The 14,055-nt window shown below is 46.4% G+C and carries 10 protein-coding genes and 1 pseudogene; 6 read left to right on the top strand and 5 right to left on the bottom strand.

The window, feature by feature from the left end:
• Positions 1–10 precede the first annotated feature (10 nt).
• The 5 genes and pseudogenes from ACIDE9_RS02455 to ACIDE9_RS02435 form a co-directional block, all read right to left on the bottom strand.
• Positions 11–538 (bottom strand): hypothetical protein, encoded by a 528-nt coding sequence (locus tag ACIDE9_RS02455; protein WP_019880951.1) that lies wholly within the window; start codon positions 536–538, stop codon positions 11–13.
• A complete protein-coding gene (locus ACIDE9_RS02450; RefSeq protein WP_019880952.1) occupies positions 531–2,663 on the bottom strand; it encodes a hypothetical protein in 2,133 nt (710 codons plus the stop codon). The genes ACIDE9_RS02455 and ACIDE9_RS02450 overlap by 8 nt, the downstream gene beginning before the upstream one ends.
• Complete coding sequence (locus ACIDE9_RS02445; protein WP_019880953.1) at positions 2,653–4,956, bottom strand: hypothetical protein; 2,304 nt, start codon at positions 4,954–4,956, stop codon at positions 2,653–2,655. The genes ACIDE9_RS02450 and ACIDE9_RS02445 overlap by 11 nt, the downstream gene beginning before the upstream one ends.
• Positions 4,957–5,053: 97 nt before the next feature.
• A pseudogene (locus ACIDE9_RS02440) lies at positions 5,054–5,965 on the bottom strand (YifB family Mg chelatase-like AAA ATPase); the annotation flags it as partial.
• A gap of 45 nt (positions 5,966–6,010) precedes the next feature.
• A complete protein-coding gene (locus tag ACIDE9_RS02435; RefSeq protein WP_411992443.1) occupies positions 6,011–6,259 on the bottom strand; it encodes an accessory factor UbiK family protein in 249 nt (82 codons plus the stop codon).
• A 257-nt stretch (positions 6,260–6,516) separates the two neighbouring features.
• On the opposite strand from ACIDE9_RS02435, the gene ACIDE9_RS02430 reads away from it, so the two are divergent.
• The 6 genes from ACIDE9_RS02430 to ACIDE9_RS02405 all read left to right on the top strand — a co-directional run bounded on the left by ACIDE9_RS02430 (position 6,517) and on the right by ACIDE9_RS02405 (position 14,053).
• Positions 6,517–7,428 carry a TorF family putative porin gene (locus tag ACIDE9_RS02430; RefSeq protein WP_194752617.1) on the top strand — a complete coding sequence of 304 codons (912 nt, stop codon included), beginning with the start codon at positions 6,517–6,519 and terminating at the stop codon, positions 7,426–7,428.
• Positions 7,429–7,501: 73 nt separating this feature from the next.
• The gene (gene glnK / locus ACIDE9_RS02425; protein WP_018986930.1) at positions 7,502–7,840 is read left to right on the top strand and encodes a P-II family nitrogen regulator; all 339 of its coding nucleotides are present in this window, start codon (positions 7,502–7,504) and stop codon (positions 7,838–7,840) included.
• Between the two features lie 15 nt (positions 7,841–7,855).
• Positions 7,856–9,253 carry an ammonium transporter gene (locus tag ACIDE9_RS02420; RefSeq protein ID WP_411992440.1) on the top strand — a complete coding sequence of 466 codons (1,398 nt, stop codon included), beginning with the start codon at positions 7,856–7,858 and terminating at the stop codon, positions 9,251–9,253.
• Between the two features lie 105 nt (positions 9,254–9,358).
• A complete protein-coding gene (locus ACIDE9_RS02415; RefSeq protein ID WP_411992438.1) occupies positions 9,359–11,035 on the top strand; it encodes a peptidase domain-containing ABC transporter in 1,677 nt (558 codons plus the stop codon).
• Positions 11,028–12,335 (top strand): HlyD family secretion protein, encoded by a 1,308-nt coding sequence (locus ACIDE9_RS02410; RefSeq protein WP_411992436.1) that lies wholly within the window; start codon positions 11,028–11,030, stop codon positions 12,333–12,335. The genes ACIDE9_RS02415 and ACIDE9_RS02410 overlap by 8 nt, the downstream gene beginning before the upstream one ends.
• Positions 12,332–14,053: a TolC family protein gene (locus ACIDE9_RS02405; protein WP_411992434.1), complete on the top strand. Its 1,722-nt coding sequence runs from the start codon at positions 12,332–12,334 to the stop codon at positions 14,051–14,053. The genes ACIDE9_RS02410 and ACIDE9_RS02405 overlap by 4 nt, the downstream gene beginning before the upstream one ends.
• Positions 14,054–14,055: the final 2 nt, after the last annotated feature.

Genomic DNA, 14,055 nt, shown 5'->3' with positions numbered 1-14,055 from the left:
TTCATCTTCATCACATTTTTAAGTGCGGAATGTTTCTGAGCGTTAACATGTCTAAAAGCTCTCTTTGCTCTTTTTTGCACAGGGCTTGAGTAGGTGAGTCAGATCGGCTGGCATAAACAGCCCCTTGCCGTAATGATTTTTCAAATGCTAAAGTTAAAAGTAAGAGATCATGTCTAATGGATTGCATTTCTTTTTCTAATTGTTGATTGACAAGTAGAAGTCCGGCTTTGGTTTCCTTATTAGGTTTTTTATTTGTATGTAAGCTTGATTCGAGAGCTAACAGTGCATTGATTCTTGACTTGTTTAGTCCCTCGTAGCCGCCATTTATAATTGAGTCTGCAATTCTTTTTTGAGTATTAATTGATAGGCTAAAGATTCCTTTAGATGTATTTGAGAATTTTGCTAAGGCTCCTTGAGATTTTAAGGCTGTGTTTAGTTGCTGATCATGAATATACGTTTCTGGATGATTGATAACCTCCCGTAACAGGCTTGATAGTGCCAACAAGGATTGATTACTTTTTTCAATACGTTTATCCATTGAATTTCTCCAGGGGGCTTTCTTTAACTTTTATTGCAATGCGGAAAGATTGTCCATCTGGTGTCATGAAGAATATTGGTTCAATTTCAATACGACCTGCTAGTAAAAGTTCTTCTATGTATTCTTGCAATTCATCACTATCGAGAACAGAAAACTCTCTGGTGCCAAAATGTTTTTCTATAATGTCTGCTAATGCTTTACTTTCCATTGGATCTGTCCTGATGATTTCACTGCCGAATTGGGCTTTTGATGCACGAAGAACATATCCAGGTGTAGATTCAGTTATGTAATGATAAAGATGCTCAATGTCTGTATGGCCCAGAAACCAGCGTAGTGTCTCCATCCCACCAAAAGAATTTCCCCAGAAAAATAACATTGCAAAGAAGCGACGTAATTGATGCTGTCGCATGTAATAACGTTCACCTTTATCGTTCAATCCAGTTTCAAAGTAATCACAAAACAAATCTAAATTTGAGTTGTATTTCTTAGTGTCAGCTGGTCCCGGAGCGCCTGTATGCATATTTGGATATGAAAAAAGCTCTACCTGGCGATTGCTGGCTCCTATATCCTTAAGGCGCTTGTGGAAGTATTCTAGTAAATCAATCATCTTCACTGCTACAGGAGGGATTGGTCTAGCTTCCTTTTCTCTAATTTCACCTATACCAGACTTTCCATTATCAAAAATTAGATTTCTTTTTTCTAAATCAACTGACCTTCCAGCAATTAATCCAAGTAATTCAGCTTGTCGACGAGCAACTAAAGTCCCTATACTGAATTGAATTGCCCCAAATAGAACTCTGAGAACTTCAAATAGTCCTTCATTATTTCGTAATCGTTGAAAATACTCAGCCGAAGTCAGTCGCGCGCTATGCCCATGCCTTGATTCAAATGGACTAATTAGCGTTCTGAGGTTCCAAGTGCTGACACCCATTGCCTGAATTTTGGGATCTAATAGGGGGCGTATATCATTGTTAATTGAGTATGTGAAGCAACTTACACCCTCTTTTCTTGCAGCTTCAATTACAGCAATTGCACTGTCAAATATTTGCTTACCATTGGACAGGGTAAATTCAATGGCTTGTCTTAAAGACTTAAGAACAATTTCATTTGGCACAGTTTTGAAACGACCTGCTTCTTTCAAGCTGAATTTATCATGACTGAAGGCTGGGTCGGTTGCATTGAGTGCAAGAATTGGAGCTGGTAAGCCAATTTCTTTGAGTTGACCAAGTGATCTAATAGCTGAGCGATATGCTGACCACTCCTTGACGCTCATGGTCTCTTCCAAAGTTGTAGTGACTGATGCTCTGGGGTATTCCTTCACATAACTATTAATTTGATCGAAAAGTAATTCAGGTGCTTGAGGCTTAGATGTAAATGCACGAATTGAGTTTGGATAGATTATTTCAAATAATTTTTCATAATCAGGTGAGAATCGATAACTCTCAAGGCGCTTTTTGGTTCGATAATCAGACTTGTAATAACCTTTACTCCATAGTATTGCTCTTGCATAAATAATCTCTTGCTTATCGAGTTGAAGCATACAGTCTTGCTCATCAGGTATATCAAGTGCTAGCTCAGAATTGTTTTCAATGAGTGCATTCAATTCAATAATGTTCGCTTCTGAAATTTCTCGTTTCAAAAACTCGGTGAGTTTGATTGGTAACTGATAAATGCTCGTTGATGTTTCATTTGAAGATGCTAGTTGCGCGAGTAAATTGAAGATATCATTTTCAGTTACATTCATTAGCCCGTATTGGGACAATTTGAATTGACCAGCATTTAATAAAAAATAATCGATTAACGAAAATACCCTTCTACATGAGTTATAAGCAGAGCTAATTGATATTAATTTCCCACCGGTTATGTCCGAATGACTCTGAATGCAAATCCAACATTTAAATAAATCTAGTAGCAGTCTATTCGTCTCATCTGTCAACAAACTACCGTTTTCAAGTTTTAATCTAAAATCAAGCGTACAGAATTCTGACTTACCAAAATCAAGAATCCAAACTTCAGCATCAAATGAGACAGTAAGAAATGGACAATGACGATACTCCTGAAAGCGGTCGCCATTGATAGACTCCAGAAAACTAAGCTCTTCTGGCCACAATTTATTACTTTGCATAGATTATCTTTTCCATCCAGCCTGGATTAGAGTTTTGCTTTGCATAATCAAGATATAGCTTCAAGTCTGGTCTTTGCGTGATTAAAGTTTCGATATGATTAATTAGGTAATAAGCTATTTCCGACCAATATTTAGCTTTTGCATTGACAGTACTTTTGGCTTGGTCAACTGCTTGCATTAAGCTAAATAACACTGTCAAAATTTCTGAATTGACTCCAAATACTATTTCTTTAAAGATGCTCTGCTCAGTAAAGTTGTTGCTGTTCTGGATAGCTGGGTTTGTAGGTTGTTTCAAAGCATGTGTTTTCAAGAATTCATCGACTTCATCAATTGTTTCGAAACCACTTGCTTCAAGCATAAGGTCACTATCTTTCATTGCATGAATTACTATTGCTGCCTGAAATATACGAATCCATCGTTCTTGGAAAAAATCTAGAATTGGCCTTGGAAGATACCGGCTGATGAGCCTTATGTCTAACTGGGTGTGTCCCAGAGCTTTAGACATTTCACTGAGACTTCTAGTCTCAAGATATACCAGAACACCACAACTGGCTCTTAAAGCCGGGAGGCTGAACCTAAGAGCATATTTAAGGCGCTTCTCATAGTCTAGAGAGGATGTATTTGCTAAAGATTCCGCAAATGATTCAAATCTCAGTGAAGTATCGCTTGCTAACCTTTTAATTCTTGCTGGGTAACTAAAGCCACGTTTACATGTTAATAATAGGTATCGCCAATTATCATCATTATTCTTTTTTAGGTGGTTCCGTAAGCTGGTAGTTAAGTCAATCATTTGCTGAACAATAAATGTTGTTTTTAGATTTAAATGAATGATTTGTTCAGCAAGTAAAGGCCCTTTGCGACTTTTGTAGCTAATCAAGTTATAGCCGTTATCAGACTTCACAAATCCAACCAATTTTCCATTTTTGTCAAAGAGTTGCAGCTTCTCTAAGAAGGACGGTGTTATTTGTGGGTGATTAGCAATCAAGATAATGCAAAAAGGTAAAAGTGCCCCTGTGATAGGTAAGCCTAATTCGTATGCAGTTTGAGGTAACGGGTTCGGAAGAAAAAGATGCGCGTTATTTTTTTTATCTACAATATGTCCATGATGGAAATATGTAGATGCTGCATTTTTTAAATGATCAGGATTAAAACGATCAATTAACCATGAGTTTTTATTTGTTTTATCACTCTGACCAATCTTAACTACTTTTCCTAAGGTGCTATTTTCTAATCTTAATGTGTATCTTACCCATATTTCATTTATAGCCCATTCGGCCCATGTTATGGCAATATCTAAATCAGCTTTTATATTATGAAAGAGAAGGTGCATAGCTTCTTCATCAGTTGCATGCAAAGGAATGTCAGTTAATAGCTTTTGACTGACAAGATACCCTTCATCAGCAATTTTTATATTTTTGCTCGATTTTGGACCTTTTTTAAAAGGGATTGAAGGGATCGCTCCATAAGGTTCCGCAAATAAATCTGAGCGCAATAAATATGTATTTAGGAACGGAAGAATTGAACCGTTCCAGCGAGTAATCAATGTGTTGACCTTGACTCCGCTTGCATACCCCTCCTCAAAATAAAATGTTAGAAATCTTCTTAGAAAAGGACCCATAAAATGGGGGTCTTGGAAGTTCCTCTCATTTAGAGGTTCCTTAGTCTGACGTATAAAATTAACAAAAGACTTGAGGCCATGAATTCTATCGGCTCCACTGGCGCTGTAATATAGCGTGCAAATGTCGTACAGTTTCTGTGTGAAATCTCGCCCAAATTTTTCGTAAATGCCGTACAAGGGTGCCCAGTACTCTGCACTTTCTTTATTTGAACATTTCCAAGCATTCCATAGCCAAACTTTTTCTTCATTTAATTCAAGCTTTTCAAATTTTTCAACACAACTGATTGCATCTAAGGAAGGTTTGGTCAGGTGAAATTTCAAACTAGGAAAGGGGTATGAATCGAATAGTTTTTGGGATTGCTCACAAAGCCTGGATAGAATACATAGATATGTATAAGTTGTTTGATTAGTTATTTCGAATATTTTTTTCGAGTATAAAGCCCCAGCATATAGGCAGATTATTTCCCCAAAGGCCGGGCTTTGCAGAATCGAATCATTTAATTTTCGATTAGTTATTTGCAAAAAGCATTCAAGCGTACGTAAAACTGGCTTAGCTTTTGCCTTGTAAGCAACGCCCAATTCCACATTGTGGTGGGCCTCCTCTAATTTATGCAGGACATGTAGATTGATTGCCAAAAAGGGAAAATCTATGTTTGCTCTTGCGATATTGATCATTGTCAATTACTTTCACGTTGGAGGTGTCCATATATACTATTGATGTATATAAATAAAAGTCATATTGACAATATTATAAGAAAAGCTAAACGTTAAACTCGTCCAAAAAAAGCACGCCATGATGTGCGAGGCTGATTTCACCAGGGCGAGGCACGCTGCCACCGCCAACTAATGCGACGGCGGAGGCGGTATGGTGTGGTGCGCGCGAGGGGCGTTTTTTCCAGTCTGCCACCGGAAATTGTCCGGACAGTGACAATATGGCCGCGCTTTCCAGCGCTTCCTGCGTCGTCATCTCGGGCAAGATGCTGGCGAAGCGGTGGGCCAGCATGCTCTTGCCTGTGCCGGGTGGCCCACTCATGAGCAAACTATGCTGGCCTGCTGCCGCAATTTCCAGTGCGCGCTTGGCACGTAGTTGCCCTTTGACCTCATTGTAGTCTGGCTGCTCGCGTTGCGGGTCGGTAGTGACTGTGGGATGCTGGGGTAGGGATTGCTTGCCTGACAGGTGGGCGCACACCTCGAGCAAGCTGTTCGCTGCAAAAATGGTGCAGCCTTCTACTAAGCTGGCTTCGTATGCACTCTCTTGGGGCAGAATGGCTGCTCTCGCGTTGGATTTATCCTGAAGAAGTTGATAAGTCATGGCTAATGCGCCACGAATCGGCCGCAGTTCACCTGTCAGCGCCAACTCGCCAGCAATCACATAATTGGCAAGATGTTGCCTCGGTAATTGCCCGGAAGCGGCCAGTATGCCCAGTGCAATGGGTAAATCATAGCGACCGCCTTCCTTGGGTAAGTCGGCAGGCGCCAGGTTGACAGTAATGCGGCGGGCAGGAAACTCAAATTGTGCGGTCTGTATCGCCGCACGCACACGATCCTTGCTCTCTTTGACTTCTGTTTCAGGGAGTCCGACAATCGTAAAACTAGGCAAGCCATTTGCCAGATGCACTTCTACCACCACCTCTGGCGCGTCCATGCCGCTCAATGCACGACTGTATAGCACCGCCAGGCTCATGTCGCATCCTTCAATATTAGAATGCTAACAATTGTAAATTAATTTTTACTTTTTGGCTGCGTGCGCCTGTTCCAGCTGGGTGATTTTTTCTTCAAGTGTTTTTAATTGCTGTTGAGTACGTGCCAGTAATGCGGATTGAATATCGAATTCTTCCCGCGAAACAAGTTCCATTTTGGTGAGCGCGCCCTGAAATAGTGCATGCAAATTGGTTTCTAGCTCTGAAATGGGGCTTGAATCCACTAGTTGTTTGATTTTAAAAGATAATTCTTTAATTTTTTCATTGGTGAATAGCATGATGAAGGCTCCTTTGCACAATATTTTAGCATGTATGACTGGCTTGAAAATATAATTACCTCAATATATAAACGTCATTTCCAATTAAAAACAATTTATTGCGATGTTATTTTAATATTTTAGATGTAATTTATTATTTAAATATATGATTTAATTTGTTTATATGGATTGGCACGTGCCTTGCTTTGTGGTCAATGTTGTTTCATTCTCGTTTACAACAATTCGATCAAAGATTTTCACAGAGAGAGGACTCATAAATGCGTCAATCTATTTTGCTCACAGCAGTTTTGGGTGCATTATCTTTTGCACAAAGTTCATATGCAGCTGAAGAAGCTGCGCCAGCGTCCAATTGGGATGCGACAGCAAACATCAGCTTCGTATCTGACTACTACTTCCGTGGTTTGTCACAAACATGGCACAAACCAACCGTACAAGGCGGTATGGATATTACTCACTCCAGCGGTTTCTATGCCGGTATCTGGGGTTCAGGTGTAACACCAAACACTTATCCTGATGCACAAACTGAAATTGACGTGTATGCAGGTTACAACGGTACGATCCCAGCTGTAGAAAAGTTAGGCTATACCGTTGGTGTATATTCATATATGTATCCGGGCGGTTCCTGGAAAAAGTATGATGGCTTGACTGCTGACCAAGGTAAAAAATCCGGTGGTAAATGGGATACGACCGAGTTGAACTTCGGTTTGTCTTATGACTGGATCAGCGCTAAAGTTTCTTATACATTAACAGACTGGTTTGGTGCTGAGAAAGCAACTGGCTGGGATGGTAGCACCAAAGGTTCTATGTATTTGGAGTTGAACGCGGCTTATCCATTGCCATGGTGGGATCTGACATTGGTCGCTCACGTGGGTCATATGAATGTTGCTGGTAAATTGCAGGCAAGTGGTTTCCCAACTGCCAACGGTGCGCCAGGCACATATGAAACCAACCCTGACTACACTGACTGGAAACTGGGTTTGAGCAAAAGTTTTGCAGTGGGTAAGTCTGAGGGCTGGTCTGCTGGTTTATACTGGGTTGAAGCCAGTAACGACAAATACTGGGGCGGTGGCTACGGCGGTACAAGCTTTAGCCGTTCCATCAACGGTACTACCGAAACTAAAGACCTGAATGATGGTCGCTTGGTGTTCACATTGGGCCGTACATTCTAAAAGTTAGTCAGAAGTAAGTAAGTTTAGATCTGGCGGGCATTGTGCCCGTCAGAGTTAACAACGGGAGAAGCAAATGAAATTTGTATCCGCAATAATCAAGCCATTTAAGCTTGATGAAGTGCGTGAGGCTTTGTCCAACATTGGCGTACAAGGCATCACAGTCACTGAGGTCAAAGGGTTTGGCCGTCAAAAGGGGCATACCGAGTTATATCGTGGGGCAGAATATGTCGTTGATTTCTTGCCTAAAGTGAAGCTGGAAGTCGCCATTAAGGACGACATGCTGGATCAGGTCGTTGATGCGATCGAGAAAGCGGCTGCAACTGGCAAAATCGGTGATGGCAAAGTATTTGTCTTCGATCTGGAACAAGTTTACCGTATACGTACCGGCGAAACCGGTCCGGATGCGCTATAAGAAAGGGCTTCAGCTATGAAGAAAATTCTTTCCATGTTATCGCTGGTTGCCTTGATTGGCCTGGCGGCAACCCCAGTCAGCTATGCTGAAGAGACTGTGACAGAAACCATCACAGTTCAAGAAACAGTTACTCCTGATGCAGCACCGGCGGCTGAAGCCCCTGCTGCAGAAGCCGCACCTGCTGCCGCAGAGGCTGCGCCAACCTTGGACGTGGGTAATACCGCATTCATGATTGTCGCCACTGTGTTGGTGATTTTGATGACTATCCCTGGCCTGGCTTTGTTCTACGGTGGTTTGGTGCGTCAGAAAAACATGCTTTCCGTGTTGATGCAAGTCTTCGTGGTGTTCTCTCTGGTGTCTGTGCTGTGGGCGGCTTACGGCTACAGTATGGCGTTTAGTGAAGGCAATGCCATTGTTGGTGGCTTGAGCAAGGCATTCCTGTCTGGCATTACGACAGATAGTTTGTCTGGCACGATCCCTGAGTATGTGTTCCTGACTTTCCAGATGATTTTTGCTGCGCTGACACCTGGCCTGATCGTAGGTGGTTTTGCTGAGCGTATGAAGTTCTCTGCTGTCTTGTTGTTCACAGCATTGTGGGTGACTTTTGCTTACATCCCAATCGCACACATGGTGTGGGGTGGTGGCTACCTGGCTGAGCTGGGTGCTAAAGACTTTGCCGGTGGTACGGTTGTGCATATCAACGCTGGTGTGGCTGCGCTGATTGGTGCCTTGTTGTTGGGCAAACGTATCGGTTACGGTAAAGAAGCGATGCCTCCGCATAGCTTGGTGATGACCATGATTGGTGCTTCATTGCTGTGGGTGGGTTGGTTCGGTTTCAACGTCGGTAGCGAACTGGCTGCGGATGCGACTGCCGGTATGGTATTGGTCAACACACAGTTGGCAACGGCTGCTGCGGTATTGGGCTGGATTTTTGCCGAGTGGTTGTTCAGAGGCAAGCCTAGCATGTTGGGTGCTGCATCCGGTGCGGTAGCTGGCCTGGTTGCGATTACGCCTGCTTGTGGTTTCATCGGACCGATGGGTTCCATCATCCTCGGTTTCACCGCCAGCTTTGTCAGCCTGTGGGGCGTGACCAAGTTGAAAGGTGCACTGGGTTATGATGACTCACTGGATGTATTCGGTGTGCACGGCCTGGCCGGTATCTGGGGTGCGGTGGGTACTGGTGTACTGATGTCTCCTGGCCTGGGTGGTGTGGGTTATGCCGAAGGCGTGACCATGGGTGGTCAAGTGACGACTCAAATCATCGCTGTGGTGGTAACATTGATCTGGACTGGTATCGTTAGCGTCATTCTTTACAAAGTTGTAGACGCTGTTGTAGGCTTGCGTGTAAGTGAAGAATACGAGCGCGAAGGTCTGGATACGACAGAGCATGGTGAGCGTGCTTATAGCCTGTAATCCATGATGTGAAAAAGAAAACGGCTCATTGAGCCGTTTTTTTTTTGAACTTAATAAAATACATTGTTATCCATGTAGTGGGCCTGAACTAAAATAACTCTTACCATGGCAAATCTGACTCCCTCCTTGTTGAGCCCCGTACAACGGGTATTAAAACTCGCCACCTTTGAAAAGCAGGATATCCTGCTGCTGGTTTACCTGACGCTTGCCTATGGGGTGTTGGGCATCGCGACGCCGGTGGCGGTACAGACCATGGTCAATATCGTCACCATGGGCGGCGTGTTGCAGCCCTTGTATGTGGTCGGCTTTATCCTGTTTTGTCTGCTGGCTTTGTCGGGGGGCATTTACGCGATTGAGAGTTTCCTGGTTGAGCTGATTCAGCGCCGGGTATTTGTGCGGCATAGTTTGCTCATTGCGCAAAACACACAACAGATTCATGTCTCTGTTTATGACCAGCACAATCCAGTCGAGCTGGTAAACCGCTACTTTGATATCCAGACCGTGCAAAAGTCTGTGGCGACGCTGCTGACTGTTGGTCTGACTGCCTTGCTGCAAGGCCTGATCGGCAGCGTGGTATTGCTGTTTTACAGCTTGTATTTCGGCATTCTGGTGATCCTGATGCTGATCGTGTTATGGGCGGTCGTATTTCTGCTGGGCAAACAGGCAGAAACCACCGCACTCAAGGAGTCCAAGGCCAAGTACGATATGGCCGCATGGCTGGAAAACATTGCACGTAATAAATGGTTATCCAAATTTTATGGTGCCAAGCAACGCACCACAACCAATACCGAGGTGCTGGCGCAGGACTATCTGGATGCCAGAGTACAACATTTCCGCGTATTAATGACGCAGTTGATCGGTGCGGTGGGCATGTATGCGGTCATAGGTACCGGCATGCTGATTCTCGGCGGGACGCTGGTGATCAAGGGGCAGATTAACCTGGGCCAGTTTGTGGCGGCAGAGCTGATTATTTTTGGCGTATTGTCTGCCTTTGTGCGTTTTGTGACCAAGCTGGAGTATTTCTACGACTTGCTGGCTGCGGTTGATAAATTGGGCGTGCTGGAAACGTTGCCAGTAGAGGCCGCAGGTGAGCATCAATCCAGCCTGGAGGGGTATCACCCGCTGAAAGTGGCTGGCTTGGGATTTAGCCACCATGGCCAGCCAACCTTGATGAGTCAGGTCAGTTTTGAATTGCAGCGTGGCCAGAGTCTGGCCATTCTGGGCGCATTGGGCAGTGGTAAAAGTACCCTGCTCGAGTTACTGACCGGCCTCAGGCAACCGGTGCAAGGCTATGTCAGTTATGGTGGCATAGACCTGCGCCAATTGAACCTGGATCACCTGCGTGACCATATTGGTATTGCCAACAAGGTGGAGTGGCAGCACGGCTCGATTCTGGATAATCTGCGCCTGACCCGCACTGAGATCCCTCTGGATACCATGGTTGATATATTGCAAATGCTGGGTTTGTGGGAGGATATCAGTCAGTTACCCAAGGGCATGGATACTATCTTGACTGATTATGGTGCACCCATGACCTATACCCAATTGCAACGCCTGATGCTGGCCAGGGCGATGATAGGGCGCCCGGAGTTGCTGATGATTGATGGCTTGCTGGATGGGCTCGGTCAGCAGGAGCTGGATCAGGTGCTGACCTTGCTTAAGCGCCACCAGTCAAATTGGATGTTGATTGTGACCACCCGTTTCCCCCATATTGCACAGCAATTCCAGCAGGTGATGACGCTGGATAGCACGCGCGGCCAGGCGGGAGACCAGCATGCATAATCAACTGCAGCAAACATTGATGGGCACGGTGCAAACGCCGCAGCGTTTACGCGTCTGGATTAAACGACTGGCCTGGTTGCTGGTTGGTTTACCGACGATGTTCCTGTTTTTACCCTGGCAGCAAAACGTGACAGCCTTGGGTAAAGTGACCGCCTACTCGCCTTCTGAACGTGTGCAGACCATCGATGCGCCGGTGAATGGCATGATTAATCGCTGGCATGTGCAAGAAGGCTCGCAGGTCAAAGAGGGCGATTTGCTGCTGGAGATTGCCGATACTGATCCTAATTTTAAGCAGCGTCTTGAAGCACAGCGGGATAATTTGCAAAGCAAGCTGGGTGCAAAACAGGACGAGTTGCGTAATTACGAGTTACAAAAACAGAACCTGACCGCTGCGCGCGATGCCAAGATTTCTGCGGCGCAATACAAACTGGATGTGGCTAACCAGAAAATCCGCAGTAGTCAGGAGGCGGTGAATTCGGCACAGGCAACACTGGATGCTGCCAGCCAGCAAGTACAGCGCCTGCAACGCCTGTTTGGCGATGGCCTGGTATCCAAGCGTGACCTGGAAGTCGCCGAGCGTGACCATATTATCGCCAGTCGCAGTCTCAACAGTGCGCAAGCGCAATGGCAGTCGGCTAAAGCGGAGGCCAGCTCTGCCGCGGCGGATATCCAGCAAACCCGTTCTGATACCCAGGCATACCTGGATTCGACGTCTGCGGTGATCAACAAAATCCGTGGCGAAACCGCAGACAGTGAAAATAGCCTGCACAACTCTGAGATCTCACTGGCGCGGCAAAATATGCAGCGAATTGTTGCCCCCAGGGATGGCACGATTTTCAGGCTGCCAGTGAATTCACAATCGCAAATCATCAAGCAGGGCGATCCCTTGCTGGTGATTGTGCCACATACCTCGCAGCGTGCGGTCGAGTTATGGGTCGATGGCCGCGATGCGCCGTTAATCACGTCCCGCAGCAGTGTGCGATTGGAGTTTGAAGGCTGGCCTGCGATACAGGTGCCGGGTTGGGCGCAGGTCGGCGTCGGCACTTTTGAAGGCGAAATCTCCTTTGTCGACCCGACGGACAACGGCTCTGGCCACTTCCGTATCATGGTGGTGCATAAAGCCGGTACGCCTGAGTGGCCGTCTGCCAGGTTTTTGCGTCAGGGCATCAGTGCCAAAGGCTGGGTATTGCTTGAGCGTGTGACCATAGGCTACGAGTTGTGGCGCTTGCTCAATGGCTTCCCGCCGCGCATTCCGCCAGAGCCCGTACCCTTGCAGCAGGCCGGAGGCAAAGCCGCATGACGCGCTGGCTGGTAACACTATTGGCGCTTGCTTCGCCTTGGGGCGCATTGTTGGCCGATGAGGTGACAGACACGCGTGCGCGGCAACGCCTGGAAAAAACAGAGGGGCGTGCACTGGAAACCTATAGCCCGCAACCGGGCGTGCCGCTGCATGATGCGGTCAAGCAACAGCAGCAACGCAAGTCGTCAGTGACAGTAGACCTCAAGAGTGCGTTAAAGCCGTTTGATAGCCCGGAAACTGATAGTATCGCGCCGCAGGGGCAAGGTGCCCAAGTCACCATTGCCGATATTCGCCAGCGCGCCCTGCAAAATAACTTGCAGATCAAAGTCGCCAAAATGGACCCTGAACTGGCCAGGCAATCGCTGCGCGAAGAGCAGGCCAAGTTTGACCAGGTGATTTTTGCCTATGCCAAATATGCCGAAAAAGACACGCCCGCCATGTCTGGGGATAAGGTCATTATCAAGTCAGACAATGCTTTGCTGAATGGCGAGCTGGCCAAGCTCAACCTAGATGCGCAGAAAAAGGAATTCTGGGATGTGGAGGCCGGGGTCAAAGTGCCTTTGCGTACCGGTGGCACGGTGACTTTAAGCGCACCGCTGGAAAACCGGCAAAGCCTGGGCAAGTTTGCCAGTGATCAGTATCGCAGTGCCCTGCGTTTCTCGTTTAGCCAGCCTTTGCTGCGTAATGCTGGCACGCAGGTCAATGAAGCCAGCATCCGTGTTGCCGAGTTGGACCGTGACGGCGTACAACTGAAAACGCGATTGCAGACGATACGCATTGTGGCAACCGTAGATAAGGCCTACTGGGAGCTTTACGAGGCGTGGGCGGCACTGGATGTACGCAAGAATCAGTATGAATATGCCAGCCAGAACCTGGCCATGGTCAAGCGCCGGGTGCAAGAAGGCTTGACCGCGGCGGTTGAAGTAAACCGGGCGCAAATTGGTGTCGCTGACCGTATGGAGGCGCTGATTGTGGCTGAAACCAATCTCAAGCTGGCACAACGGCAATTACAGTTTTTGCTTAATGATTTGCCTGACGATCAGGCAGGACAGTCACCCTGGGTGCCGATGACGGCACCTAACCTGGTTAGGTTTGAATTTGACCGCGCGCATTTGATCCGCGATGCGCTGGATAGCCGTATTGAGTTGCTGGATCAGGAGTTGAAGCTAAGTGCTGACCTGGTGCAGATTGATTATCTGCAAAACCAGACCTTGCCCTTATTCACGCTGGATTATCAGTATGGCGCATTGTCTGGTTCTGGTGAACGTTTTGGCGACATCGGCCAGGATTTGTTTGGTGGCCGTTATCGCGACTGGTCGGTCGGCCTGAAGTTTGAAATGCCAGTGAGTAATGAGGCGCGCAAGGCCAAGCTGGATCGTGCGGTGGCCCAGCGCATGCAACGGCTGACCACCAAAACGTTACAAACCCTGACCGTCAAACGTGAGATTCATGACGCGCTGGATAAAGTTGAGCAAAACTGGCAGCGCATTATTGCGGCACGCCAGCAGGTACTGGTCGCCGGGATTAATTACGAGGCTGAACTCAAACAGTTTAATGAAGGCTTGCGCACCATGACCGAGGTGCTGGAAACGCTAACGCGTCTGGGCGAGGCACAACTGAAAGAAATCCGCGCGATCAGTGATTATCAAGTCTCTTTGGTCGATATGGCCTATGCTACCGGCACTGTGCTTGGGCACGGCCAGATCAGCTTGCAGTAAAG

It is taken from the genome of Methylophilus sp. 'Pure River' (assembly GCF_046765995.1).
Lineage (GTDB): Bacteria > Pseudomonadota > Gammaproteobacteria > Burkholderiales > Methylophilaceae > Methylophilus.
This window is presented reverse-complemented; position numbering and strand designations above follow the sequence as displayed.

Bases quoted from the DNA above. Each gene is read 5' to 3' on its own strand.
- ACIDE9_RS02455 (WP_019880951.1), bottom strand. From the start codon at position 538: ATGGATAAACGTATTGAAAAAAGTAATCAATCCTTGTTGGCACTATCA.
- ACIDE9_RS02450 (WP_019880952.1), bottom strand. From the start codon at position 2,663: ATGCAAAGTAATAAATTGTGGCCAGAAGAGCTTAGTTTTCTGGAGTCT.
- ACIDE9_RS02445 (WP_019880953.1), bottom strand. From the start codon at position 4,956: ATGATCAATATCGCAAGAGCAAACATAGATTTTCCCTTTTTGGCAATC.
- ACIDE9_RS02435 (WP_411992443.1), bottom strand. From the start codon at position 6,259: ATGCTATTCACCAATGAAAAAATTAAAGAATTATCTTTTAAAATCAAA.
- ACIDE9_RS02430 (WP_194752617.1), top strand. From the start codon at position 6,517: ATGCGTCAATCTATTTTGCTCACAGCAGTTTTGGGTGCATTATCTTTT.
- glnK (WP_018986930.1), top strand. From the start codon at position 7,502: ATGAAATTTGTATCCGCAATAATCAAGCCATTTAAGCTTGATGAAGTG.
- ACIDE9_RS02420 (WP_411992440.1), top strand. From the start codon at position 7,856: ATGAAGAAAATTCTTTCCATGTTATCGCTGGTTGCCTTGATTGGCCTG.
- ACIDE9_RS02415 (WP_411992438.1), top strand. From the start codon at position 9,359: ATGGCAAATCTGACTCCCTCCTTGTTGAGCCCCGTACAACGGGTATTA.
- ACIDE9_RS02410 (WP_411992436.1), top strand. From the start codon at position 11,028: ATGCATAATCAACTGCAGCAAACATTGATGGGCACGGTGCAAACGCCG.
- ACIDE9_RS02405 (WP_411992434.1), top strand. From the start codon at position 12,332: ATGACGCGCTGGCTGGTAACACTATTGGCGCTTGCTTCGCCTTGGGGC.